Source organism: Legionella navarrensis (assembly GCF_052527415.1).
On record NZ_JBNVZR010000014.1, the window covers coordinates 23,834 to 49,242 of the forward strand.

A 25,409-nucleotide genomic window follows, 5' to 3' on the forward strand; every position below is an offset into this window, starting at 1 on the left:
ATGTATTGCGGACATGTCGCCTAAAAGAAATATCTGACAATTTATCCTCGTCTGCATATTCCTTAGCTTCTAATATCTATCCTTATGCATAGAATTTCCAACTTATTCTTACCATTTGCCGATTTTTCAGATGTGCTTGTCAGGCTAAACTTGAACTACTGTAGATTACTTACTATTCGGTAATTGAAGCTAATGATGGTAGTGTGTAAACAACTATGCATGCTCTCCTAAATTGCTTGTGATTATCGTAAGTAAAGAAAACCGACACTGTTATTTAAACACTACCAACGTACGACGGCGCCACTTACCGTGTGGATTGGCATGAGCATATGCCGTAGCCTCTATCATCCTATGATGCAATTTATTGCTTTCATTTAACACATTCATTATAATGTTTATACTAATAAGCCATTAATGCGCGAAATCTCAATACCCACGATTAAATGCCTTCTAAATCAAACTTAAAAATACCTTTGCTATATATTTGATCACCATCAGAAATAAAGTATCCTTGACTGCCATCAATCTCTAGATTGAATATTGTTTTAAATATTTCTGTAAAATGAATCATTTTATTCCACGTTACACCTCCATCCATAGATTTATAAATTGTAGATTGAAATAGCACATATAGTTCTGATTCAGATTTGAATACTACCTGAAAGTTTATGTCGCACCTGGCATTTTTTTGGCAAGAATTAGGAATTGTTTTTATATCATTTCTTCTGCTAGCATAAATACTACCAAATCTTGTTAATGTTTCAATTGTAAGATTATTATTGTCGTTAAAAATCTTAATAATTTTGTCTTCATTAATATAAGTACAAGATTTATTTGTGATCTGTGGGTATTTAAAGCTTGAGAGTATATTATAACATTTATCTTGCTGATCCAATTTACCCAAAAATCTCCAGCTCACTCCTTTGTCATCACTTTTAAATAACCCGTTTATGGTTAAAACTACTATATCATTTTCATTGTTAAATGCCATATTTCCATAAGGTAGTCTCTCAACTGGCAGGTTGATATTATGAACATCGTCATTTTCAATATTTAATGAAGTGTATATTCCTGACGTGGTGCAGTAAATTCTTTCTGATTCAACTTTTATGCTTTTTGAATCACACATAGCGCTTTTTAAGTTACGTAATTTAATCCAAGAATCACCATTGTCCGAACTTTTCAAAAGCGAAATGTATCCATCTTTGTCAGAAGAAATTAAATATATAACATTTGGTTCAGATGAAAAAAAACTATAAATTCGTACTGCGTCATCAACTTTTATTTTCTCCCATGTTAATCCATCATCTTGAGAGCGAAATAGTAAAGATTTAATTTTACTATTATATAAGCCATTTTGTGGATATTGCATCGAAAATATTGTTCTAGAATTATTTGTTTTGAAAATATTTTTTGAAGCAAAACCATTCGCTTCAAAAAATGGATCAGAAACAACTTCATTGTCAATATTTAGATACTGCTTATATAAGCCAAAGCCTGTTCCAATAAAAAACTTTTCATTTAAATTTACAGTTTTCACAGCATTAGAAATATTTTTGTACTTCGAGACACCATATCCTGGTTGTAGATACAACTCTAAATCAGTTTTGTTATTCTCTATTCTATATACATATCCATCACTAAAGCCAATATACTCATAATTCCTATCATGGGAAATCAAGGTAATTCTTTTTTTATATTTGTCTGTCTCGGAGGATATGTATATTGTTTCCCATGTCAATCCAGCATTTATTGATTTTACTAATATTTGTCCAACAGAATCATCTATCAAAATATAAACTGCATACTCAGTGGCATCAATCTTAGAGTATGGTGCTCCTAAATTCCGACCAAAAGATGACATATTTACCCAAGTTTTTCCACCATCAATTGACTTTTTGAAACCTTCAAGTGGATTTTTATGAGAGGGTGATGCATAAATAAGATTTTCATTTACATAATCTATTGCATCACCATTTGGGCAAGATTTTTCTTCAAAATTATCGTTTGAAAAATTTCCTTTATATAAACAATATCCATCATATAAAATTAATTCATTATTATTTGTTAATTTCATGTAGTTAGCTGAAATAGGCTTTGGAACAATTACTTTAGACCAAGAGTAGCCTCCATCTTTAGTTACAAAGATTTGACTCTCCCATTGCCCCGGTGAATACAGAGCATAAATCACATTGCCATCATTCGTTTGGATCATCTTTACTGGTCTAGTGTATGAATATATATATCCAGACGGAACATAGGTTTGAAATGGTAAATTACCGTTTATTGAAAACCAATTTTCCCCACCATTTATTGTTTTATACAAACCGTTTGCCGTGCTAATGAATCCAATTTTCTGTAAATCATCTAAGAAGAAAATATGATTTATTATTCCTTGATACGGGCCTTGAATTTGGATAATTTCACTAAATGAATTTATTGATATTAGGAGGAGTAAAACGGTGATATATCTTTTCATTGGGAAGCCATAGAGAAAATTATGGCTGAATTATAAACACTTTGAAGACTGTGATCAAATAATGCCCAAAATCCGCATGGATTGAATGCCCAATAACTTTAACTTCTGGAGTTGAATTATTTAATTTTTAAGTTTTTTTATCCATATTCTGTGTCAACGGAATATGGATAAAACGATCGAGACCTAATATGTAGTAGTTTAAAACTTGTTCTGATGGTTGCCTATTTTCTAGGCATTTCTATCGGGTCAAATTTAAACCATTACACATTACATACTATTAGATAATTGAAACTCTGTGCTGTTTTGTTGCTGAGTCCTTCTATATCGATGAACAAGCCCATCAACAATCGGTTCTACCTGTCGTTTAACTCCCTCCAGCCCAAGCGCACTGTTATTTGCCAAATCATTAAAATCGCTGAATCGTTTAGGAGCAAGCTCTTGTTCGCCAGCCGCAAAAACCGGAAAAACGATAAACCCGTTGACCTTACCACATGCTTCCATAGCCATGTCCTTGCCAGGATTAACGCCTTGAGTCACTTCCAGCCCCTTATCGTCATCCCCAGCAATCAAAATGGGTTTATGCGGAAACTTTGCTTTCAGCTCCTGCGCCACTAATTTTAAATTCCCGGCATCAAAAGCCGAAACAGTTGGCATATCCAGAGCTTCTTTCAGCGTGGCAGCCGTTGCATAACCTTCTGCAATTACAATAACAGGTGCGCTGGCCAGACTGTCAAAACCACCCACCACGTGAAAGCAACCTTCCTTGCGACTGTTTTTGGCAAAACGCTTTGTGCCGTTTTCTGTGATGTATTGCATGCTCCAAATTTTGCCGTCTTTGTCCATGGCTGGAACATAGGTCGTTGTGCCTTCCTTGTTAGTATAAACGCCGGAAAATACAGGAATCTGCTTGCTCTTGAGATAAGGGGTTTTTGACCGAATCGGCAGAAGCGTGTCGAGCTTTAACTGGAGTGTTAAGGCTGTTTCCTGCTGTAGTTTTGCAAGGCGCTCGGTTCGTTGTTTCAGTTTATCCATGGCCTCTGTAGTCAATCTTTGCTTCTGCTCAGCATTCAAGGTATAGCCTTTGCTTTTCCATTTAAGCTCCACACCCGTGCGGTTATTTTTCATATAGCCTGCTTGGCAGGCCGTCCGTGTGTGCGACATAAAAGCCGGATTTTTCGCCTTTTTTATCGCCTTCTACTGCAATGCGGTGGGTGTTGCCGTCCATGATTGGGTGATTGCTGGATACGATACAGCCGACGCTAAGTAGCGTATCTTTAAACTCTTCTGTGATATTCGTTGCAGGCTGGGCGTTTTGATTGCTGGGTAGCCAGGCACTTAAGCGGTCAAGGGGTGCGCCTTCTCTGGCGTACCAGCATTTCTCCGTTCTATCCCAGACGATGGCTGGCCTGCCGTCTTCCAGCTTTCCTGCAATGGCTTTCGCCTGCTCTTTTTGTTCGTAGGGAATAACCAGTCTTGTATTTTCAGATAACGGCTGTTGCATGAGGGGAATATCCTCTGGCTTCTCATCCATGATTAAGGGCGTTTGTTCCAGCGTCTGGGTTAAGGCCAGCAGGTGAGACTGAATTTTTTCGGCATCTGCGGCAGCGCGGAATATTTCCAGTGGGTCGTTCTCCAGTACCCGGATCCATGATTTGATATAGGAGGTGTGTTGGGATGGATCGTGGCCTGTTCTCAGCTCGTCTCCCAGCAGCATGCTGGCGATTTCATCCCGCAGTTCTTCACGGGCATAACCTTCACTGCCGAAGGGATGGAGTAAATCCCGGTTTAATCTCGATTCGTGGCCTATCCAGTGTGACAGCTCGTGCAGAGCGGTGGCGTAGTAAAGTGCCGCTTCTTCAAACTAATGTTTGGGTGGCAGATGGATGCTGTCGGTTGCGGGTCTGTAAAAGGCGCGATCGACCTCGCTGTGATAGAGCGCGGCGCCTGAGTTTTGCAGGATCGCCTCGGCAATCAGGGATTCAATATCCTTATGTTTTTTCTCCTGTTTCAACTCCTGAGTGGGTTCGTCTGTCCAGCATTGCTTTTCAAGCCAGTTGGCCAGGTATTTCCAGGGAGGAACCCAGCTGCCAGCGGCAGTGGCTTTTGTGCGTTCGGCGATTTGGGTAGCAAGTGATTGCATGATGGTGGTGAACAGCGACTCATCGAGAGGCAGCTTTTGGAAAACCTGCCAGGCCTGTTCACGGGATTTTTTTTCGGGATAGGCAAGCCAGAACTGATCGAATTTGCTTAATAAATATATATAAATATTATCTTTTATAAGAGGTGTGACGGCTTTATTTTGAACGGAAAAATCCCTTGAGGCCAAAGGACAATTTAAAATCAGTTTCATATCTTCGGATTGCAAAGAAATAACGCCGGCACGCTCAAGACCTGCCAGTGCACGCCTGACCTGAGCACGGGAATAACTGACGCTTTTGATACCTTGATGCGGTTCGGTGTAGAGCTGCTCAGCAATGGATTGCAAACTGATCCCGCGCTTGATACCCACGACTCCGGTCTTCATGTCCATGTTAGGCCTAATTCCTCTCAAGTACGCCAGCTGCTGGATGTGGGGTAAACCACTTAACGCTGCCAGCTCATTTTCTGTTATTACAAAATCCATTACATTCCCTTTGAATTTCCTCTGACCTGTAACGTCATCAAAATTAAATAAAATTAACTCCCTGTTGATTTTGTACTCATGCTCAAATACATTGATCAAAGCAGTGGCAACAGATGGTGGATCAAGACTTCATTTTTTTATGATTTCACTGCCCCCAAATACGTATTGATGAAGGCATTGTTCGATTTCTATGCCATAATGTATGTGTATTTAATAAAATTATACCTATAATACGTGTTATGCGTATAAATAATTTATTCAGGTTTGGTATGGTGCAAAACAGTGAAGAACAAAGAAGTAACATTGGCAAGCGCATCAAGGCCGCCAGAAGTTTTGCCGGTATTTCCCGTAAAGAGCTGGAAAGCAAATACGGGATCAGCATGCACACGCTGCAATCCTGGGAGCTTGGCAGAAACCCTTTGACCGAAAAAGCTGCGGCCAAACTGGTAGAAATTCTGCATAGCACGGGTATTAGCTGCACTACTCAATGGTTATTGGAAGGCATCGGAAAAAGTCCAAGTATGATGTCATCCGAATTCGTACCCTTTCAGGTTAACAACGAATTTGACTCCTTGCTTAGCCAGGAAACTACGCTTCAAAATGAAATTGAATATTTCAAATCCAATAATCCCAATGCGGTAGTAATTATGGTATCTGACGACACTATGGAGCCAGTGTACGACTCCGGGGATTTTGTGGGAGGCGTTCAGTATCGCAATGCCAACGATATTGAAGAATGTATCGGCCATGACTGCATCGTTGAAATCGGGGAAGGCACTTATTTCCGCCGATTGATGAAAAGAAAAGATAGATACGCCCTGGTCTGCCTGAACGCTCAAACTCAGCTTGAGGAACCAGTGGTATTCACAAAGAAAATACTGGCTGCTGCTCCTGTAATCTGGCATCGTTGGAAATTTATCAAACCGGATTAGAACGCAGCAAAACCGGAGGTATGCCACATGATTGACTTATATTACTGGCCAACGCCAAATGGCCATAAAATTACAATATTCCTTGAAGAAGCAGGCCTACCCTACCGACTCATACCGATCAATATTTTCAAGGGCGAGCAGTTCGCTGAGCAATTTTTGAAAATCTCTCCCAATAATCGAATCCCGGCCATTGTAGACCATGATCCAACGCCCATAGCTATTTTTGAATCGGGAGCAATCCTGCTCTATCTCAGTGAAAAATCAGGACAGTTCCTACCAACGGATGCGCATAATCGGTATGAAGTGCTTCAATGGTTATTCTGGCAAGTCGGCGGCCTCGGCCCAATGGCCGGTCAAAACCACCATTTCAACATGCGGGCACCGGAAGTTACCTATGCACGGGAAAGATACATCAACGAAACCACACGTTTGTATACGGTTCTTGATAAGCATTTGAAGGGACGTCAATTCATAGGCCAGGATTACTCCATCGCGGATATGGCTTGTTATCCATGGATCCTGCTTCATGAGAAGCAAAGCCAGAATCTGGATGATTACCCTGAATTGAAACGCTGGATGGACAGTATTCAAAGTCGTCCTGCTGTGCAGAGGGCTTATGAGCGGACGAAGGAGTTTGATGTTGATCAGCCTATGACTGAGGAAGCTAAAAAAATTCTATTTGAACAGAAAAAAAACCTTTAATTTATATTGCGATAGCTAATAAATACGAATAGCATAGCCATTAGCAGTTTCATGACACTAAATGGTGCATTATGTTGTTTGAAATCCCAGGAAAAGATCCTCTGTATGAGTTAATACGCACAAGAAATAACAAACAGGATCAGAAAGCAAAAGCATACTGGAATGGTATTTATAGTAAAATACAACAGTTCTTGGATCATAATTTTAAAATAGAACTTTCAAACGATTTTATGGCCAGATTATGGGAATTAAAAGTAGCCAGCTATCTAAAAATGTTAAGCGAATCCCATATATTGAATCTTAATGAATTTAAAACAAAAAAAAGTGCGCCTGATTTTTGCATTTCACTTAATGATCAAACTTTTTACATCGAGTGCGTAACCGCCAGCCCAGGCACTGTAGATTCTTTAAAACATCCTTTGACATCTACGCCCATTTGCAGATCTACTCCTAGAACAGAATATAAAGAAAGAATAACTCAAGCAATCAATGAAAAAGTAATCATTAAATATAATGGAAAAAAGTCAGATGGTTACAAACATATCATGGATGACGCCGGACTAATCATCGCATTGTCATCAGCAAAAATTGAAATCCCTAATCACCCTTATGATAGCCTATTAGATTTAAGCTGTTTATTTGGTATTTCTGAACGAAATATGGATGTAAAAACCGGCGAATTATTTTACGAATTTCAACCAGAGTTTCGGAAAAAATCAACTGGAAATCCAATTCCATCGACCTTTTTTTTAGATGAAAAATATTCTTATATTAGCGGTATTATTGTCTCTCATCATGCTCATGTATTCTATCCAGAATATGAAGAGTTTAATTGGCCAAAATCCAAGAATGACTTTATTCTAATCCATAATCCCAATGCTAAGAAACGTATCCCATCACAATATTTTCCTGTACAAGAAGAATATGAAACAACTATTGACAATAACCTTGTCCGAATCTCTCAATTAGTACCTGTTGAACATTCAACCATAAAGTCCGATGTCGAAGAGGTACCAGCTTAAAAAGATATTCAACTAAACCATCCATTCAATTTTCTTAACTGCATTAATCTTATACTCCGGCGCCAAATGCGCATATCTCAACGTCATTTTAATATCAGAATGCCCCAGCAGCTCTCGAACCGTATTCAGATCAACACCAGCCATAACCAGCTTGCTGGCGAAATGATGGCGTAGATCATGCCATCTGAATTCCGTTATCTGGGCTTTATCTAAAATAGTCGCCCATGATCGCTTTACGTGATGGAACGGCTGATCATTTTTGCTTGGGAATACAAGGCCACTTTTGTCAACGCTCTTTTTATGGAGCTGCATCATAATCCTGTATGATTCATCGTTTAATGGAATGTAACGGGATCGGCCGTTTTTGGTGATGTCTCCAGACAGTATTAACGATCGTTCCTTCAGATCGACCATAGCCCAGGTTAAATTGAATAACTCGCCCCGGCGTAGGCCGGTGTTGATGGAAATCAAGACCATTGGCATAAAGTAATCAAAGCATTCATCGCTTTCAAACTCAGGATATTGCGGATAATCTCTTGCCTTTCGCCATTGATTTGCATTGGCTCTATCCTGTTTTAACTGTGCATCTCTGTCCAATAATGCCTGCCGTAAGCGTGTTTCTTCCTCGACTGATAAATATCTCACTTTCGGGGAGCGATCAATTTTAAATTGCTTTAAGCTTTTTATGGCGTTTTCTTTTAAAAAACCCCATTCTGTCGCTTTGGTCATGACGGCTTTCAGCGTTGTGATGTTTCGGTTAATAGTAGCGGGGGCTGTGCCTTCGTTAAGCCGCTTGACTCTCCATTGCTCCAGAACTGCTGGTGTAATATCTGTCAAAAGTTTCGAATTCAGTTTGTTAAAACATCGGTGAAGAGCGGCCAGTGTTTCTTCACCTCTTTTATGGTGAGCCAGAACCCAAGGCTTGTAATCATTTTCAATAAACTCTTTTAATGTTTTCGGCTTGTTGGATCCCCGCTTATTTTCAGGTTTGATGCCTTTGTTGAAATTACTTAATACCTCAATGGCCTTTTCACGAGCTTGCGCCGCTGAAATAACGCCCACTTTACCCAGAATAACGCGCCCACCACGAGCATACTGGCACATGTAACACATACTTCCGGTTGGATGCACTCTGATCAGAAAACCCTTTAATCCAATGTCTCTGACGTCATACGCTCTTTTTTCTTCGGGAACCAGAGTTTTGATCAAAGAATTACTTATTTTTGCTTGCATCTTTGTTTTTCATCCTCTTTTCAATAGTCTTGATTTCCCGATCAAAATCAGACTCAATTTTTTGTTGTTTATTAAATTTTTCATATTCAGAAAACGCTTTCTGTTCCGCAAGCTTCCGTGAAACCTTGCCGTAGTCTTCCAAAATCTTATACTCATTAAACTCAAGGAATTTATTTACACTCACGGAAAATTCCTCCATCGTAAATGTGTTTCTGCGTTCAATGATCCCTTCTATATAATCAAAAAAAGCAGTAACTGTGCGCTCAAGTTTTTTTATTTCCTCTTCCGTGAGATAGTTTTTACCAACAGTGGTATCCGATTTCAAAATTCGACCATCAGGTGCATTTTTGTAAGTCAGCATACCCATTAGTGGTTTGCTGGCGTCCGCTTTGGTATAAATAATTTCCGATGCCGTGTGGCCAGTAATAGCAAAGTGAAATTTATCCTGGACGTGGGCATAAAACTGACGTGTTATCTCCGAGTTTCGATCGTAATCAATACTGCATTCAGCAAAAATATCCGTAATCTGCTGATAAATGCGCCGCTCACTGGCGCGAATGGAACGCACGCGCTCCAGCAACTCACGAAAATAATCTTTACCAAAGTAACGACCATTTTTCAAACGGTCATCATCCAACGCAAAACCTTTAATGATATAGTCTTTGAGCAATTTTGTTGCCCAGACTCTAAATTGTGTGGCTTGCCTGGAATTAACTCTGTACCCCACTGATATGACGGCATCCAGATTATAGTATTCAACTTTGCGTTGAACCTCTCGTGTGCCTTCTTTTTGAACTGTTTCCAAAATGGAAATAGTTGCTTCACGCAACAGCTCCCCATCGTTATAAATATTATCCAGGTGCTTGGATATCGCGGGGATTCCTACACCGAACAATTCAGCAATTCGCTTTTGAGTCAGCCAAAGGGTTTCATTATTTAACAAGACCTCTACTTTAATTTTACCATCAGGAGTGGCATAGAGCAGAAACTCTGTTATTTCATCATTAATCGTCAACTCATTTATCGGCTTTTTGCTCATCGGCTACCTCTTGCAAGATCAGTAATTCATTGTTGTATGTAATTCTACCTTGACCGCCACTTTATAGCTGAGCACACTGTAAAATATTATGCTCCTGTTAATTGTGCATGCACTGCCTGCACAATTATAAAGTGCAAATAAAGTGCAATTTATTTATATATGGTAACATGACAGTGAATGACTACGCATCAAAAATACGCATAACACAATGAAATCAAATAATATTTAATTCATAGAGATACATAGGGATACACTGAGAATCAACAGTCTTATCCTTCGGGAGGCAGGGGTCGCAGGTTCAATTCCTGTCACTCCGACCATATAATACAAAATCAAGAGATACGTCACATGATTGACCTGTATTACTGGCCAACACCCAATGGCCGGTCAAAACCACCATTTCAACATGCGAGCACCAGAAGTTACCTACGCACGGGAAAGATACATCAACGAAACCACGCGCTTGTATACTGTTCTTGACAAGCATTTGAAGGGGCGCCAATTCATTGGTCAGGACTACTCCATCGCAGATATGGCCTGTTATCCATGGATTTTGCTTCATGAAAAGCAAAGCCAGAATCTGGACGATTACCCTGAATTGAAACGCTGGATGGAAAGTATTCAAAACCGCCCTGCTGCGCAAAGGGCTTATGAACGGGCGAAGGAATTTGATGTTGATCAGCCGATGACGGAGGAAGCAAGGAAAATTTTGTATGGTGGGAGTATTAAATAGTGAAAAAATCTGTATGACGCTCTCGCTAAAAAATAAATTAATTGTAGTAGTGTGATTACCGAGGGAAACTGACGGACTAATTACCAGGCGACTTTGTCGTTATACAATATAACTTGGAGATGAGTCATATAATAAAAATGTGATAACTGGTCACACACATTACCACTGCGGCCACATTAAAATAGCATTCTCTTTTGACAGCGTAATAAGCCCATGGCTTTTTTGTCAAAAAACGATATGCTGATATTTTATTAAATCAGATTTTATTTATATGCCAAAAGTTATCTTAATGAATGAAATTATGTCAGATGGTATCGGTGATTTCTCACATTTCCTTGATATCTATCTTTTTTTGCGTGATCATCCTGAAACTCGTAACTTTGAATTAATACCAGTAATCTGCTGTGACAGAGATCCTGTTAAAACCAATGTTGAATCACGGTTTAACAAAATTCTGAATAAAATTAATTCGTATAATATCCCTCTCTATTTCTATGGTGATAAAGAGGCATATAATAATGATTTATCAAAAAATATATCACTAATTCAGTGCTTCACTGAAGCAGTGCAAATTATTAATATTTCATACCCTGCTATTGGCGTCTTCAAAAAACTGCTGAGTTATGCTAATCCAAAAGCAAGGTTAAAATCGATAGGAGAACATGAATATAATTTTGCCCCTGAGGGATGGATATCTCGATCATTGGGTCTTGGCCCCTATAGTTATGGGATTAAGTGCAAACAGATTGAGCCATTAGAACCGGCTGATGCGTTTGCTGTAATTGAAAATTATAACCCCTTATTTACGCAAGCATTGTTGAAATTCACGAGTTCTGATACTTTTTTTTCATTCCAGGAAAATAACATATTTACTTCAGCTTATTTTCAGCCCACAAGAACAGCTGATTTAAAATTATTTTTATTATTATTTTCTGTTAATCAAAGTCTGCCAGGGAACAAAAACATTGCTATATATTTATCCACAAACACAGCCAACAAATTTGCAGAGGAAATTAGCGGCTCACCTGAATATAAAGAAATATTGAGTAATACAGACCTCCAGCGAATTGAATGGATTTATCCTGATGAAGCTCAGATCAACATTGAAATTAATTTAACTGGCAAAAGAGTAATAAGAATTTTCTCTGGATTCAACCTTTGTGATAAGGCATACAGCGCACTATTTCAATGTATAGGGATAGCGGCGGTAACCGGCGATAATACTCTGGAGCAGGCGATCTCATCGCATGTATTACCTTTTTATCGCTCATATAATTATGGAAATAAGAGAGCAACATTATCAGCAATTAAAAACATAATTAAAGAAAAAATCGAGATCTCGTCTGAAAAATTGCGCCAGGATTTGCAATTATTTTTTGAATACGCTCTTGTACCTGAAAGAGATGATAATCCACGATGGTTAAAAACATATGGGCAATTTGCTGAAGAATTTAAGCACATGGATTTGGTCTCTATGATCAATATCTGGCCTGAAATTGCAAAATATATTAATGATAAATACAATTTTTTTAATCAGTTGGAAGATATTTTTTTTGAGGATTTAGATCCAGAATTACTCGCAACAGCTAGAGCATTGGATAGCGAAGGAAATAATCAGGACTTGCGGTCCCAGGTTGTATTTACCCAACAAGAGAGGTTCAGCTTTTTCTCAGCAAGTAAAAATAAAATTCTTATTGGAGGAGCTGTTGCAGCGACGGCAGCAGCATCGTGCGTATACTGGGCTATCAGCACGTTATAAGATAAAGTATGGCTTTACTTTCTCAAATCCTGGCCATAACCTATGGCCAAATTCAGTACATGCCACACCTGCTCGGCATGTGAAAGGCGACAAGCTCGATCCGGTTACGCGTACCCCCAGGTATTATGATTGGGTTTGGGAGTCGATGGCAGCTTATGGGAAAACGGTTTTTTGGAAATTAACCCCGGATTATATAAATGCAGTGAAAGGAGCAATGCAATCTAAATGAAACAAATGTTATCTTGCGTAATAAGTTTTTATACATCCCTATTATTTGCAGCACCCCCAGCGGAAGTAATTAGTTCATGTGTTAATAATCATGCCGTTAGCCCTACTGTCACGATAGATGCGCTTGAACAACCACGGCTTATAGAAATGCCTGAAACTGGTTGCGAAGATCACTATGAAAATTCGATTGATAATTTGACGTATGGAGGTATTTTCTGTAATGACTATGGATATATAACATTAAATAATCAACGAATAAAACTAAGCGATGCCGTCAATTATTCTGTGAATCCCGCAATGAAACCCGGTGAAAAAGGCGATAAATTAGATTTATGGGCTAGATGGTTTAAAATAGACTTTTCAAATAATACCTGGTTATGTATTGTATCCGCACCATCCTCTGGAGATGGTGGGAGTGAAGCAGAATACTATATTGTAGAGAATCCCTATTCTTCCAGTCCAATATTAAATTATCATTTTTTTAAAGATGACCTAATACCTGCCGGATCGTACACAGATTAAATGCGTGTACTCTTGCATTAATGTATTTACATCAACTTGAAGAAACCATAGGCGCAGAAAAATAATTCGATTGCGTTCTGATAATTGCTGTAGTTGAAATTAGGGTTGTAACGATTTCCCAAGCTGGATCTAAAAATGATGGCTTAAAAGCAAAATTGGTTAATACAATAAATAAAATTATGATTAATCCCCGGGGAAAAAAGCCATAACACTGTGCTAAGAAATATAAAATAAACTATCATTCTTGCGTTTCTATGTAATTTTGGTTTTAAAAAACCGGGCAGGTCACAGGCCTGAGCGACGCTCTTTATCTTCCATTTATTATCACGCCTTGTATAAATGATCAAAATACTACCACAAACATCTTTTCTTGCATTATAATAATTCATAGTGAACATTTAATAAAACGAGCATTCGATTGGACATTAAAAATAAACATGAAGTAACCTGTGGGATTCTAAAAGAGCCTTCCTGTTTAAACAACGCTCGCGCGTTGTTGTATGAGTCCTATATAAAGCATCTTGCGTGGGAAATTACCCATGACAACCCATCAAACATTAAAATTAATCATGTAGATGAGAAAACTACCTTAACGGATGACTACGATGATTTTTCCATATGGTTTTCGATAAGCTGTAAACAAGAGGTTATTGCCTGTGCCAGGCTTTGTCGTGAAGACCAGAATGGCTTATTGGAATTAGAGCGCTATGAGAATGCCACGCGCAGCATCAAGCCCCTGCTGGATTTAAAAAAAGAACTCAATATCATCGAGCTCAATCGCGAAGCAATTTTACCGCAATATTCAGACCAGAAGGACTTATATGGTCTGATATTGCTGAAAGAAGTGTTTGAGTACTGTCTATCTGAAAATTTAACCATACTGACCACCAGCAATATTCCGGATTGGACTTCAATATATGAGCTGATATCATTCAAGTGCCTGGATGATTACACGTTTAAGTACTTTGATTCAGAACCATCTCCCGTCTCTGTCTACCTGGCTAAGCCTGATGATATTCGAGAGTTACTAAAAAATATCCATCACTGCCTGGAAAGTCGCGAGAACCTGACACATCGCTCTGGACAAGGCGCCCATTAAAAAACAAGGTTAATGTAATGTACGATTTTAATGTGTTTGAAAATGCTCGCCAGCAATACGCTGTTCCGAGTCTGCCTTTTCTAGACGCTCAGCGAAAGCAGGCTTTGACAGAAAAACCATGGCAAGGCTTGAAAATACTTCATAACGTTCCGTTGACGTTGGCAACCCTGTTTAAAATCGAAGTACTGGCTTTGGGCGGCGCTGAGATCACCGCCACCAGCATCAAAATATTACCTCCCGAGAAACGCGCCATTGATTTGTTGAGGCAAGCCCGGTTTAAGGTGCAACTTGAACATCAGTTTGATGAGGAGTTTGATTTCCATCTTGATTGCTGTGGTGAGCTGCTGGTTTTGCCTCCACCAAGGCTTGGAGCAGTTGAACTTACCCAGACAGGAAGCAAATTATACCAGAATTCTGTCCTGGATTACCCGGTCGTTTCTGTTGATGACTCGCGGCTTAAGTTGCTGGAAACATTTTTTGGTACAGGCGATGGGTTTTTCCGTGCTTTAAGTCAGCATTATCAAGACGAGGAAATACGCAACAAAGCCTTTGTCATATTTGGTCATGGAAAGGTTGGGCGTGGCATTATTTACGCCTTGAGGAAAATTACAAACAACATCACTGTCATTGACATCGATATTAATCCCGCCACGTGTATTCCAGGTGTTACCTACATTGACGCTAACGATTACCATCGCGTGAAACAAACCATCAGCTCATCCTGGTGCGCAATAACGGCGACTGGAATAAATGGCTTAATAAGTAATTTTTACAAACTGACCAAAAAAGATTTTGGTTCATGTTTTCTAACCAACATGGGTGCCGATGATGAATATGGGGATAATTTTTCGTTGAATGATGTTGCATTTAATAAAAAACCCTTTAATTTCTCCCTGGACTACCCTACCGCATTACACTACCTTGATCCCGTTTTTTACGCTCACAACATGGGTATTGATTTAATTTTATCCGGCAAAACCGCTAAGGGATATAATGTTTTTCCTGATGCGCTGGCGCAGATCATTCTTGAAAAATGGCAGTTTACTCATAATGAAAATATTGATAACACCCTTGGCTGCTGATGTTTACAAATGCTAAAAAAGTCATTGCAAACCCCGTCCTGAACAATCACAACCTGATTAATTAACAAGCACACTCCCTGGTAAAATGTACTACAATTTAAGTGGAAAGGACTCTTCGGACACGTTATGACAAAAATAAAAAACGGCATGATGCAACATCTTGTTAACAGCATGCCTGGCATGGTTTTTTGGAAATCAACCGAGCTACGCTATCTCGGTGCGAATAAGAGATTCCTGCAGTTTTTAAATTTGGAACATCTTGAGCAGTTGCTGGGAAAAACAGATAAAGACCTGAATTGCAGCGCTCAAGAGCGGGATTATTTCAGTAAATCCGACTGGCAGGTGATACAAACCAAAGAGTCTCGGCATGCCATACAAGAGCGCTTACAACGCCCGGATGGCAGCGTGGTATCCTTGACAACCGATAAACACCCGCTTTATGACGACAATCAACATCTAATCGGTATTTTATGTCTGTCATCCTTTGAAACAAATAATCAATCTGCCGTACAAACCTACCTGGAAAATATAATAGCCAGTGTACCTTATTATATTTTCTGGAAAGATACTAATCTGGTATACCTCGGATGCAACCAAAAATTTTCAGGCCTGGTGAATAAAACACCGCAGGAAATTATAGGCAAAACTGATTTTGAGCTGGGATGGAAAGAAGGCGAAGCCGAACTGTTTGCTCAGGGTGATAAAGAGGTCATGTCAGGGCAGCCCAAGGTAAATGTCGAAGAAACGCTGCTAAAGCCTGACGGCTCCAAAACCATTATGCTCGTGAGCAAAGTCCCCGTTTTTGATAAAAATTCAGCTTGTATCGGTGTGCTTGGAGTTTCCGTTGACATTACCGAACGAATAAAAATGGAGCATGATCTTATCCTGGCTAAAGATGCCGCAGAATCATCCAGTCGGGCAAAAGCCGAATTTATTGCCAATATGAGCCATGATATCCGCACGCCATTAAGTGGAATTGTTGGGATGTCCAAATTATTGGAGGATAGCGCACTCAGTGATGAAGAAAAGCAGTATGCCCGCTGGGTTAATGAAAGCGGCAACCAGTTACTGGAGCTGTTAAATGGCGTACTGGATGTCATATCAGCTGACAACATCCAGGAAAGCGACCTGCATCAGGAATGCTTTGACCTTTATACAACCATTGAAAACATTGGTCGTCTGGAGCTTCCAGCCATGCGGGCAAAGAATATTGAATTTAAGGTCATGATTGACAAACAGGTTCCTCGCTACGTCATCAGTGACAAAACCAAGTTTCATCGGATTTTATTAAATCTGTTAGGTAATGCCATTAAGTTTACAGAAACAGGCTATGTCAGGATTCAGATAAAATTTCTCGGTCATAAAAACGGTGAGGTACAGCTTGAAACAAGCGTCGAAGACACGGGCATTGGCATACCTGAAGCGGCACAGGCCAGTTTGTTTGACCGTTTTTATCGAGCCAACCCCTCTTACAAAGGAATATACCGTGGTCACGGATTAGGTTTGCATATTGCACAAAAATACGTGGCTTTACTGAAAGGTGAAATCAAGCTGACGAGCCAGGTAGGGAAAGGAACTCGCTTTTACTTTACCTTGTCTCTCAGGGAAGGTACTCGTAAAGCAGCGAAGCAGGCCGAGGCAAGCGAATGTTCGCGCCTGCCAGCCCCCTGTCCCCCAACGACATCCCTCAAATCAGAAAAACCTCATCTTCTGCTGGTTGAAGACAACATTATTGCCCTGCGCCTTCTTGAAACTCTGTGCACTCAGAATAACTGTCAGTTTACATCGGCCACAAATGGCGAACAGGCGTTGGAATCAGCTAAAGCGATGCCCTTTGACTTAATAGTCAGTGATATAGGATTGCCGGGGATTACTGGGATTGAGCTTGCCCGCAGAATCCGTGAAGAAGAAAAGCATCACAACAAACCTGCCGTTCCCATTGTTGGACTTACAGCCCATGCCTTGGAGGAAGCAACCCGACCCGGCCTGCAGGCGGGGATGAACAAAGTCATACAAAAGCCTATCCGGTTTGATACGATGCAGTCACTGATTAAGCAGTATGTATATTCTACTTCACAGCCCGACGAACAGCTCTCGGTCAAACCAGCAACAGGTCTCGGTTTGGACTTGCCCGAAACAGAACAACAGTTATTTGAGTTAGAAGACTACCCATTGCTTGACATCGAACAAGGGATTAACAGCATGGGAAATATTGAAACATTAAAAGATTTATTAAAGGACATGCTCGCGTTACTTCCCATAGACGAAATGGAACTGGAAAAAGCCTACTCTGCCAAAAACTGGGGACTTGTTGAAAAAACAGCCCATAAAATCAAAGGTGGTGCTGTTTATTGTGGTACGGTGAAAATGAAATATGCCTGTCAGTACCTGGAGCGATACCATCGAGCTGGCTATAGCGAGCTGCTGGAAAAACTGTATCATCAACTCATTCAGATCATAAATGAGACCCGGCGTTCTATTGCTGACTGGTTGAAATAGCAGGCCTTGTCGAGATTTTAAAATCATGAAAAAAAATGGCCGAATATTGAACTATAATTACTATAGGTAACTACCTGGGTACGTCATCCAGAGCGTAGCGAAGGATCTCAAGTTGTTTAGCATTGAGCCAAAATCAGGAAATCCTTCACTACGTTCAGGATGATGCGGTTTCATTATGTTGATTGAAAGAACAAATTTATCCACAACCTGAGTAGTTACTACCATACGACAGAATTGTTGGAGTCAGTCATGTGTAATTTAAGGGATGTATTAATTTTTCTTGCCGGCGCCGCCTTTTTTCATACCATAAGCCATATTATTTTGCCTTATTTTATAAATATGCCGTTAGATATAGGGTTCATGGTATTAACACCAAAATTGAATTTCTGGGTTATTGGGGTTAGTGCCTTAATTACAATTGCCTTGTTGTGGTGGGCTCATAAGCTTCGTAAAAAAGAATGAAGATCAGCTGACACACGTCGGGCCCCTTGCTCGCCCGACATGTCATATTCTGTCATGCATCAAACACACTGGTTATCTTGTCTCCATTATGGCGCGGTATTATGGGGGACAGGCTCAGGCGTTTCGGCTGGCAGCATTTCTGGCGTGCAGAAACCATATGCCAGGACAAGCAACGCCCTGTTAACAATTAACTCGCTGGTGACATCGAGACAGCCGGTTTTTCTTAACTCTACCAACTCATCTTTACTGAAAAATGAATCGAGTATGTAGGCATCTTTTGATAAGGCTTTCCTGGTTATAATGCAAATGAGTCTGCTTTCATGAAAGCAAAGAACGACGCCAGGATTTTTATTTTCCATAGCTAACGACAGAGATGGAGCCCACTTGTAAGCGAATAAGGCACTTTTCGTTGAATCGTGGTCACGCGCCTCAGAGGAGGAATGGGATAGTATGGCTTTTTTGACATTGCGTGCCAAATCCAACAGTAGTTTGCCGGAAGCGGTTAGCCCACCACTGCCAGTTATCTTTTTGCCAAAAATGGCTCCGATTAATAAACCGGCGCAGCCACCAACGGGGCCCCCAAGCATGGTTCCAGCAGTGACACCTGCTCCGGCAGATCCAAAAAAGCCTATTAGTTTCGTACCAGCATGTCTATGCCGGCAAAGCAATTCCGCATCTTTATTTTCCATACGCAAAATGATGAGCAAAATATCGGCAGCCAATACCAGCTGGCTCACTTCCAAACGCTCTTTGTCTGTCGGGCATTGGGAGTAACGATTATGATACTCATCAGTTGCGTTATCTATTTGCGTCAAGACATGCCCCAGGACTCTGGCCTTGGCTGTCTGCAAAGCATCTGAACCACAGGAAGAGAGTTCCTTTTGTTTTTTGCGCAATTCTTCAATTGTAATGTCAGTTGCCACTAATAACTTATGATAGCCAAGTAAGGATTTTTCAGATGCCGCCATTTTAATACTCCCTGTTTTATCCTGAAAAGCGGAGGTTGAAAACAGGGTGATAGTAACGCATTTTTTTTTATAAATCAGTTCTTATTCAAAAAACTCTGCCGATTGGAAGGGGGTTATGGCCTGTGCTCCGGCCTTCGCCAGGTCGTGGAAAAGGGAGAGCCTTTGTCATCAGAAACGGACGCCCCCTCGTCTCCCAGAGTTTAACGTCCCCCTGTCCCCTGCATGTTTGCAGGGGAATTTAAAATACAATCGATAAAGCCCCGCCACCATCATGTCAATAAAAAACACAGCCTGCTCAATGATAATGTCATAATTCTGCACTAATATTAAGATCAGAAAAGCAAAAAAATGCTTGTAGCCTTTGGAAGGAATAGTTATGAAGCAAGCACAGACGTTGTTGGCTCGCCAGGGAATTTATGACAAACGAGGTGCTGTGTATGCCTACGAACTGCTGTATCGCGGCAGAGATGAGCGCCATTCGCACGTAGATAACCGTGATGAACAGGCAGGGATTCGGGCGACATCATCTGTTATTATTCAGCTGTTTGCCAATTTTGATATCGATGCCATAATCGGAAAAAAAACAGCGTTTATTAATTTTACCTACAGCGACATTGTGCGCAAAACTCCGGCACTCCTGCCCAAAGACAGAATTGTTATTGAAGTTCTGGAAACCACAAGGGTTGATCGCGATGTAATCTGCGCATTACAGGACCTGCATCAGGAAGGTTATAAAATTGCACTGGATGACTTTGTCTGGCGGGAGGAGTGGCTTCCTTTGCTTGAAATAGCTGATTTTATCAAAATTGATGTTCTCGGTCTTAACCAAGGGGAGATGAGCCGGCGATTCGCGCAGGTAAAAGCGTTTAAAGGCAAACTGCTGGCCGAAAAGATCGACAATAAAGAGCAGTTCAAACAATGCATTGCTCTGGGTTTTGATTATTTTCAGGGCTTTTTTCTAAACAAACCGGACATATTCAGCGGACAGCCCTTAACAGAAAACAGAGCGCAGATACTCCACCTGCTTACCGAGTTAAACAAGGAAGACATCTCAATAGCCAGTCTTGAACACAGCATTCTCGAAATTCCAAAGCTCAGTTATCGAATTTTACGTATTTCCAACTCGGTATATTATTACAGTGGTAAGAAAAACCGCTCGCTCACCGATGCTATTTTTCGCCTGGGTTTGACCAACGTACGCAACTGGACCAATATGCTGTTGCTGGCCAGCTCATCTGACGCCTCACCCGATCTCCTGGAGCGGACATTAATCCGCGCAAAAATGTGCGAGCTGCTGGCTCGAACAATCAACTATCAAAACCCACAGCAGGCCTTTACTGTTGGTATTTTTTCAACCCTGGACGGTATGCTCAACGAGTCACTGGATGTCCTGCTGGCCAAAATACAACTGGAAGAAAACATTAATGAGGCCCTGCTTTATCGTACGGGGCAGCTGGGTTACTTTCTCAGGCATGCCATAGATTACGAGGAGGCCCGCTTTCATAATTTAAGACAGAGTCCCTTCGAACGCGAAGATCTTATCAGTTGTTATTTTGCAGGCATTCAATATGCAGACAGTATTATCAAATCCCTTCGTTAAGCAAGCAAAGCGCTTCCTGCCGTCCTGAAGAACAGATACGAAATCAATCCCGCTTTTCTTTTATGCTATAGTTAAGTAACAAAGGGATTGGTGATAATGAGAGAAAAAGCGAGTTTGTGGCTATACAGTAGTATCATTTTTTCCAGCCTGACGATAGTTCTTGGTGGGTCGGTGGTGGCTGGCTGGCATATCGGAGCCACCCAGTTGCTGCAATACCAATCCGAAACCATAGCGATGGTATACAACACAGCCCTTTCCTTCGTGGTTCTTGGTATCAGTATCCTGCTGTTGCTTTTTCATCATTACAGAATCAGTCAGCTCCTTACAATACTCGTCATGACCCTCTCCTTTCTGGTTATTTTTCAAACCATGTTTGATATCAATCTGCACCTCGACGAGCTTTTTTTCAAACATTACTACAATATTGCCAACGCCTTCCCCGGACGTATGGCTCCCAATACAGCCGTTTCATTTATTATGGCAGGAGTGGTTATTCTCATTATTGGAAGAGCCCGCTGGAGTTATTGGATGGGTATTGCGGCGTCCGTAATAGCCATTCTTCTCTTGTTTATGTCATTGTTCTTTGCAAGCGGTTACATCTCATCGCTTCAGGCCGCCTATGAATGGAGTCGCTTTACACCCATGGCGCTTAATACAGCCCTGGGATTCATACTGTTGTCTTCGTCGCTGTTGTTTTCCCTTATATATATATCCAGACATCACCCCGAGTCCATATGGTCGGCAATGCCCGCGATACTTGGCCTGGGAATGTTTTTAATTAACAGCCTGCTTGCCTTGTCCGTACATCAGCAGGAATTAATCAGTCATGTAGACACGTGGCTGCCGCTGATAATTTTTATACTTGGTACAGTTTTTACCTTGCTTTTTACCTTACTACTCTATTATGTGCAGCTGGAAAGAAAACGTTCGGAAGAGGAACAAAGACTCAGAGCGCTGACCGAAGCGACGCTTGATGCGACAGGCGATGGTATTATCGCGTGGAATAATAAAGGGATTATCACCCATTTTAATCATAGATTTTCTGAATTCTGGCGATTACCTGAAGAAAAAATTAAAGGTCAGACTGTTTTAAGTTTACTGGCAGAGATGTGTAATGAAGCAGAAAATGAGCAGCGCTTTTATGAAGATATGACCACACTCATCCAGCCCTCAAAAAATTATAACCAAATGACGCTTACGCTAAAATCAAATCGATTTATAGAAGTCCATGTGCAAAACTCGAAAACACCGGGACTTCCATTTGTTCAGGTATTGAGCTTTCATGACGTTTCTGATGCAAAAAATCTTGAAAAAGACATGTTGCATCGCAATACCTATGATCAATTAACCGAGTTGCCCAATAAAGTCCTGATCATACAACTGCTGGATAAGGCCATTCATGATGTTTTACAAAACAAACATCAAGTAGGTGTGTTTATCGTTGATATCAGTAAATTCACACAAATCAATGACGTATTTGGTCGCAGTAAAGGTGATGAGCTCATTCGCATCATCGCTGAAAAATTAAAAACCGGTATTGGCAGCCTGGGTACCCTATGCCGGCTTGGTGGGGACGAATTTGTTGTTATTGCTTCGTTGAAAGATGGCTCCGATGGCCAAAAGCTGGTTAATAATATTGTATCCGTATTAAAACCCAGTATTGCGTTTTATGACAGTCAGATCAATATTACCTGTTCGATAGGTGCATCGATCTGTCCCCAGGATGGCCTGCAGGCTGAGGAGTTGTTGCGCTGCGCGGACATTGCCATGATTCGCGCCAAAAAACAGGGGCGAAATTCCTTTATGTATTACGCCAGAGAGCTTGGGGCATATACCTATGACAGGATGCTCATGGAGAATGAACTTTATGTTGCTCTGGACAAAAAGGAATTCGAGCTGTATTTCCAACCATTGGTCGAGCTGAAAACCAACCGGATTTTTGGCTGTGAGGCCTTGCTTCGATGGCATAATTCAAGGCTGGGCCTGTTAAGTCCCGATAAATTTCTACCCATTGCGGCAGATCTGGGGCTGATGAGCGATATTGGAGCCTGGGTCATCAATGAAGCCTGCAGTCAATTACATTACTGGAGACAGGAGGGACTGCCCCTTCTCAAAATGTCTGTAAATGTTATGGCCCACCAGTTTCATAACAATCGTTTGCCTGATGATATCAACAAGGCGCTTCGGCGTTACGATTTGCCACCTGAATGCCTTGAAATTGAATTGACAGAGCAGGTTCTTATTGACGGCTCCAAAGAAGTATTCAACATTCTGAACCAGTTAAAGCAGGAAAAAATAACGATTTCACTGGATGATTTTGGTACAGGGTACTCCAGTCTCAGCTACATTAAGAAATTTCCTCTGGATAAATTAAAAATTGATCAGTCCTTTGCCCATGATTTACTGCAGAATGAAGATAACAAAAATCTGCTCAAGGCCATTATTCACCTGGCTGAATCAATGAAATTATCGGTTTTGTCTGAAGGAATAGAAAACCAGGAGCAATTGAATTTTCTTATCGCCAATCGCTGTATCTATGGCCAGGGTTTCTATTTTGCCAGACCCATGCCTTCATCAAAATGTCTGCATTTTATTAAAAAATACAAACCCGGTGTTATCAGCGCCATCAGAGAAAACCTCCGAAGTTTTTAATTATCCCTTAAGCACAACTGTGCAGACCATTGGCTAACACATCACATCCAGAACACTCTTACCCATAAATACAGAAGTATCATGCCAACAACAGGTATGATCACAAAGGCGAAAAAAAGCCGTATCTGAGTTCTGTTCTCTGACGAGGAGCGGTAATAGTTGATAAATTTCCTGAAAATAGACATCCAGCCCAGCCTTTTATTTTAGATGATGTAAGTGACAAATCCTGTTCATTATAAACAGCTCCTCACTGAAAGCGCAAAACGGTTACAGTTGCAGGGCCTCAACACAGCACGATAGAAAACAAATCAGCCTCTCGTTGTTATTATCCCCGGCATACATGGCTTTAGACATGCTGTGCACAGGTTTATCCACAGAAAATGTGGATAAGGTGCATGCTCATGGCAGTGTATCAGGCAGGCTGAAACTCAATGCTGGCAAGGGGCGGGATAAATAAGATGATAAATACGGATGAAAACAGGCGGCTTGACAAAAATAAGTATCCACAAGGGGATAAAATCGGATATATGACTACCGGGTTGGTTATCATAACAAAAATAAAATGAAAAAACAGTCTTGACTCACATTATTTTTTCTTGAATTTTCGACAAGTGTGTACTACCGGGGTTTCGCCTTGATTTTTAATGTAAAATTAATTTTTTACCCCTGCCCAGGACCAACATGACAGAAACAAGTACTCAGGCTAGACTGAATAGTACAAAATAACGCCTAAGGCTGTTGACAGTCAGGAGAAAGGAATCATGTCAAGCCATGAAGAACACGCGCAACAGGGATTTCTTGAAGAATGGTTGCTGGACTTTGCGGATTATTCAAAAAGGCATTTGCGGGTCATTTTAAAACGCCTTCCACGAGTAGACGCCAAAAAACTGATCTTGATTCATACAAATCGAGTCCAGACCTTCTTCTGGGAGAAAAAGCCGGTTGGCACGCGCCAGATATTTGATGCCATCAAACATAATCCGTTTATTGAAACGCTGGAATTAAGCAATGATTTTGTCAAATCATTTTCCAGACCAATGACCAGGCAACGTTTGTATATCAATGCCAGGCAGCTGGCGCATATGAAGGGATTAAAGCATTTAATTCTGCACAATCACGAATGGGACACACTGTTTGTGCACAGTTTATTTGCGTTCCTGGTTGACGAAACCTGCCGGCTTGAAACGCTGGAATTCAAACATCCCCTGTCAGACAGCGATTACCAACAATTGCTGGCCCATCTTCAAAAAGCACCATCGCTGACAATCTGTAAAGGGATAAATTTTAAAATAGAACGCCCGCCAATGCCTCTTCGTGAATTGACGGACACCTGTTCACGTTGTGAATAAATTCACAGGTACGTTCATCACAGATTACAACGCGCTGTAGGCTGGACCTGATGAATCCTTATCCAGGCACGCTGAAACAGCATCGATGCCAAGGGCCACCGGATAGGTAAGGAGTGCTGAAGCGGCTGCCAGGACTGCGGCACCCAGGGACAGGGCACAGGTGAGGGCCGTACAAACGGGCAACACAGGTACCACCGTCAAAGCGACACAGGCGGCGAAACCCAAAAACAATCCTGCGTACATATCCCCTTTATCCTTGTTGGCAATACGCATAAAAAGTGACGTATAGGGAGATATCGCAAATTTAGCCGTCTTGTTAAACAGAGTACCGTAATACGAAGATAATTTATCTGTAGCTGACATAGCTTTCTCCAGAGGTTAAATTAAACAAACAGTCAGACTGACCACTTGCATAGCGTAACACCT

The 25,409-nt window shown here is 40.9% G+C and carries 20 protein-coding genes; 12 read left to right on the forward strand and 8 right to left on the reverse strand.

Annotation, left to right across the window (positions count from 1 at the left end):
* Positions 1 to 439 precede the first annotated feature (439 nt).
* The 4 genes from ACQUTA_RS09335 to ACQUTA_RS09350 form a co-directional block, all read right to left on the reverse strand.
* Positions 440 to 2,479 carry a beta propeller repeat protein gene (locus ACQUTA_RS09335; RefSeq protein WP_444987973.1) on the reverse strand — a complete coding sequence of 680 codons (2,040 nt, stop codon included), beginning with the start codon at positions 2,477 to 2,479 and terminating at the stop codon, positions 440 to 442.
* Positions 2,480 to 2,746: 267 nt separating this feature from the next.
* Positions 2,747 to 3,604, reverse strand: a complete 858-nt coding sequence (locus ACQUTA_RS09340) for a toprim domain-containing protein (protein WP_444987974.1) — start codon at positions 3,602 to 3,604, stop codon at positions 2,747 to 2,749.
* Positions 3,594 to 4,307, reverse strand: coding sequence for a zincin-like metallopeptidase domain-containing protein (locus tag ACQUTA_RS09345; protein ID WP_444988035.1), 714 nt, complete (start codon positions 4,305 to 4,307; stop codon positions 3,594 to 3,596). Before ACQUTA_RS09345 ends, ACQUTA_RS09340 begins: the two co-directional genes overlap by 11 nt.
* Positions 4,308 to 4,340: 33 nt before the next feature.
* Entirely contained in the window at positions 4,341 to 5,102 is a 762-nt protein-coding gene (locus tag ACQUTA_RS09350; protein WP_444987975.1) for an LvrA C-terminal domain-related protein, read from the reverse strand.
* 269 nt (positions 5,103 to 5,371) lie between these two features.
* Between ACQUTA_RS09350 and ACQUTA_RS09355 the strand changes: the two genes are divergently transcribed.
* The 3 genes from ACQUTA_RS09355 to ACQUTA_RS09365 all read left to right on the forward strand — a co-directional run bounded on the left by ACQUTA_RS09355 (position 5,372) and on the right by ACQUTA_RS09365 (position 7,758).
* Positions 5,372 to 6,034 (forward strand): XRE family transcriptional regulator, encoded by a 663-nt coding sequence (locus ACQUTA_RS09355; protein ID WP_444987976.1) that lies wholly within the window; start codon positions 5,372 to 5,374, stop codon positions 6,032 to 6,034.
* A 27-nt stretch (positions 6,035 to 6,061) separates the two neighbouring features.
* The gene (locus ACQUTA_RS09360; RefSeq protein ID WP_444987977.1) at positions 6,062 to 6,736 is read left to right on the forward strand and encodes a glutathione S-transferase N-terminal domain-containing protein; all 675 of its coding nucleotides are present in this window, start codon (positions 6,062 to 6,064) and stop codon (positions 6,734 to 6,736) included.
* 71 nt (positions 6,737 to 6,807) lie between these two features.
* Complete coding sequence (locus ACQUTA_RS09365) at positions 6,808 to 7,758, forward strand: hypothetical protein (protein ID WP_444987978.1); 951 nt, start codon at positions 6,808 to 6,810, stop codon at positions 7,756 to 7,758.
* 12 nt (positions 7,759 to 7,770) lie between these two features.
* On the opposite strand, the gene ACQUTA_RS09370 is transcribed toward ACQUTA_RS09365, so the two are convergent.
* On the reverse strand, positions 7,771 to 8,991 hold the full coding sequence (locus ACQUTA_RS09370) for a site-specific integrase (protein ID WP_444987979.1): 1,221 nt from the start codon (positions 8,989 to 8,991) through the stop codon (positions 7,771 to 7,773).
* Positions 8,972 to 10,030 carry a virulence RhuM family protein gene (locus ACQUTA_RS09375; protein ID WP_444987980.1) on the reverse strand — a complete coding sequence of 353 codons (1,059 nt, stop codon included), beginning with the start codon at positions 10,028 to 10,030 and terminating at the stop codon, positions 8,972 to 8,974. Before ACQUTA_RS09375 ends, ACQUTA_RS09370 begins: the two co-directional genes overlap by 20 nt.
* Positions 10,031 to 10,436: 406 nt before the next feature.
* Between ACQUTA_RS09375 and ACQUTA_RS09380 the strand changes: the two genes are divergently transcribed.
* The 6 genes from ACQUTA_RS09380 to ACQUTA_RS09405 all read left to right on the forward strand — a co-directional run bounded on the left by ACQUTA_RS09380 (position 10,437) and on the right by ACQUTA_RS09405 (position 17,952).
* On the forward strand, positions 10,437 to 10,763 hold the full coding sequence (locus ACQUTA_RS09380) for a glutathione binding-like protein (protein WP_444987981.1): 327 nt from the start codon (positions 10,437 to 10,439) through the stop codon (positions 10,761 to 10,763).
* Between the two features lie 271 nt (positions 10,764 to 11,034).
* Positions 11,035 to 12,522 carry a hypothetical protein gene (locus ACQUTA_RS09385; protein WP_444987982.1) on the forward strand — a complete coding sequence of 496 codons (1,488 nt, stop codon included), beginning with the start codon at positions 11,035 to 11,037 and terminating at the stop codon, positions 12,520 to 12,522.
* Between the two features lie 225 nt (positions 12,523 to 12,747).
* The gene (locus tag ACQUTA_RS09390) at positions 12,748 to 13,272 is read left to right on the forward strand and encodes a hypothetical protein (protein WP_444987983.1); all 525 of its coding nucleotides are present in this window, start codon (positions 12,748 to 12,750) and stop codon (positions 13,270 to 13,272) included.
* 418 nt (positions 13,273 to 13,690) lie between these two features.
* Positions 13,691 to 14,371, forward strand: coding sequence for a hypothetical protein (locus tag ACQUTA_RS09395; protein ID WP_444987984.1), 681 nt, complete (start codon positions 13,691 to 13,693; stop codon positions 14,369 to 14,371).
* A gap of 17 nt (positions 14,372 to 14,388) precedes the next feature.
* Entirely contained in the window at positions 14,389 to 15,453 is a 1,065-nt protein-coding gene (locus tag ACQUTA_RS09400; protein ID WP_444987985.1) for a Rossmann-fold NAD(P)-binding domain-containing protein, read from the forward strand.
* 126 nt (positions 15,454 to 15,579) lie between these two features.
* Positions 15,580 to 17,952: a PAS domain-containing protein gene (locus ACQUTA_RS09405; RefSeq protein ID WP_444987986.1), complete on the forward strand. Its 2,373-nt coding sequence runs from the start codon at positions 15,580 to 15,582 to the stop codon at positions 17,950 to 17,952.
* A 548-nt stretch (positions 17,953 to 18,500) separates the two neighbouring features.
* Here the strand turns inward: ACQUTA_RS09405 and ACQUTA_RS09410 are convergent.
* Positions 18,501 to 19,382, reverse strand: coding sequence for a hypothetical protein (locus ACQUTA_RS09410; protein ID WP_444987987.1), 882 nt, complete (start codon positions 19,380 to 19,382; stop codon positions 18,501 to 18,503).
* Positions 19,383 to 19,758: 376 nt separating this feature from the next.
* Here ACQUTA_RS09410 and ACQUTA_RS09415 point away from each other — a divergent pair, with 376 nt between their 5' ends.
* The 3 genes from ACQUTA_RS09415 (at position 19,759) to ACQUTA_RS09425 (ending at position 24,983) form a co-directional block, all read left to right on the forward strand.
* Positions 19,759 to 20,982 carry an EAL and HDOD domain-containing protein gene (locus tag ACQUTA_RS09415; RefSeq protein ID WP_444987988.1) on the forward strand — a complete coding sequence of 408 codons (1,224 nt, stop codon included), beginning with the start codon at positions 19,759 to 19,761 and terminating at the stop codon, positions 20,980 to 20,982.
* Between the two features lie 96 nt (positions 20,983 to 21,078).
* Entirely contained in the window at positions 21,079 to 23,634 is a 2,556-nt protein-coding gene (locus ACQUTA_RS09420; protein ID WP_444987989.1) for a putative bifunctional diguanylate cyclase/phosphodiesterase, read from the forward strand.
* Between the two features lie 761 nt (positions 23,635 to 24,395).
* A complete protein-coding gene (locus ACQUTA_RS09425) occupies positions 24,396 to 24,983 on the forward strand; it encodes a hypothetical protein (RefSeq protein WP_444987990.1) in 588 nt (195 codons plus the stop codon).
* A gap of 24 nt (positions 24,984 to 25,007) precedes the next feature.
* Here the strand turns inward: ACQUTA_RS09425 and ACQUTA_RS09430 are convergent, their stop codons facing one another.
* On the reverse strand, positions 25,008 to 25,346 hold the full coding sequence (locus ACQUTA_RS09430; protein ID WP_444987991.1) for a hypothetical protein: 339 nt from the start codon (positions 25,344 to 25,346) through the stop codon (positions 25,008 to 25,010).
* Positions 25,347 to 25,409: the final 63 nt, after the last annotated feature.

What these genes read in the sequence shown, in the direction of transcription:
- ACQUTA_RS09335 (WP_444987973.1), bottom strand. Translation starts at nt 2,479, where the DNA reads ATGAAAAGATATATCACCGTTTTACTCCTCCTAATATCAATAAATTCA.
- ACQUTA_RS09340 (WP_444987974.1), bottom strand. Translation starts at nt 3,604, where the DNA reads ATGAAAAATAACCGCACGGGTGTGGAGCTTAAATGGAAAAGCAAAGGC.
- ACQUTA_RS09350 (WP_444987975.1), bottom strand. Translation starts at nt 5,102, where the DNA reads ATGGATTTTGTAATAACAGAAAATGAGCTGGCAGCGTTAAGTGGTTTA.
- ACQUTA_RS09355 (WP_444987976.1), top strand. Translation starts at nt 5,372, where the DNA reads ATGGTGCAAAACAGTGAAGAACAAAGAAGTAACATTGGCAAGCGCATC.
- ACQUTA_RS09360 (WP_444987977.1), top strand. Translation starts at nt 6,062, where the DNA reads ATGATTGACTTATATTACTGGCCAACGCCAAATGGCCATAAAATTACA.
- ACQUTA_RS09365 (WP_444987978.1), top strand. Translation starts at nt 6,808, where the DNA reads ATGTTGTTTGAAATCCCAGGAAAAGATCCTCTGTATGAGTTAATACGC.
- ACQUTA_RS09370 (WP_444987979.1), bottom strand. Translation starts at nt 8,991, where the DNA reads ATGCAAGCAAAAATAAGTAATTCTTTGATCAAAACTCTGGTTCCCGAA.
- ACQUTA_RS09375 (WP_444987980.1), bottom strand. Translation starts at nt 10,030, where the DNA reads ATGAGCAAAAAGCCGATAAATGAGTTGACGATTAATGATGAAATAACA.
- ACQUTA_RS09380 (WP_444987981.1), top strand. Translation starts at nt 10,437, where the DNA reads ATGCGAGCACCAGAAGTTACCTACGCACGGGAAAGATACATCAACGAA.
- ACQUTA_RS09385 (WP_444987982.1), top strand. Translation starts at nt 11,035, where the DNA reads ATGCCAAAAGTTATCTTAATGAATGAAATTATGTCAGATGGTATCGGT.
- ACQUTA_RS09390 (WP_444987983.1), top strand. Translation starts at nt 12,748, where the DNA reads ATGAAACAAATGTTATCTTGCGTAATAAGTTTTTATACATCCCTATTA.
- ACQUTA_RS09400 (WP_444987985.1), top strand. Translation starts at nt 14,389, where the DNA reads ATGTACGATTTTAATGTGTTTGAAAATGCTCGCCAGCAATACGCTGTT.
- ACQUTA_RS09405 (WP_444987986.1), top strand. Translation starts at nt 15,580, where the DNA reads ATGACAAAAATAAAAAACGGCATGATGCAACATCTTGTTAACAGCATG.
- ACQUTA_RS09410 (WP_444987987.1), bottom strand. Translation starts at nt 19,382, where the DNA reads ATGGCGGCATCTGAAAAATCCTTACTTGGCTATCATAAGTTATTAGTG.
- ACQUTA_RS09415 (WP_444987988.1), top strand. Translation starts at nt 19,759, where the DNA reads ATGAAGCAAGCACAGACGTTGTTGGCTCGCCAGGGAATTTATGACAAA.
- ACQUTA_RS09420 (WP_444987989.1), top strand. Translation starts at nt 21,079, where the DNA reads ATGAGAGAAAAAGCGAGTTTGTGGCTATACAGTAGTATCATTTTTTCC.
- ACQUTA_RS09425 (WP_444987990.1), top strand. Translation starts at nt 24,396, where the DNA reads ATGTCAAGCCATGAAGAACACGCGCAACAGGGATTTCTTGAAGAATGG.
- ACQUTA_RS09430 (WP_444987991.1), bottom strand. Translation starts at nt 25,346, where the DNA reads ATGTCAGCTACAGATAAATTATCTTCGTATTACGGTACTCTGTTTAAC.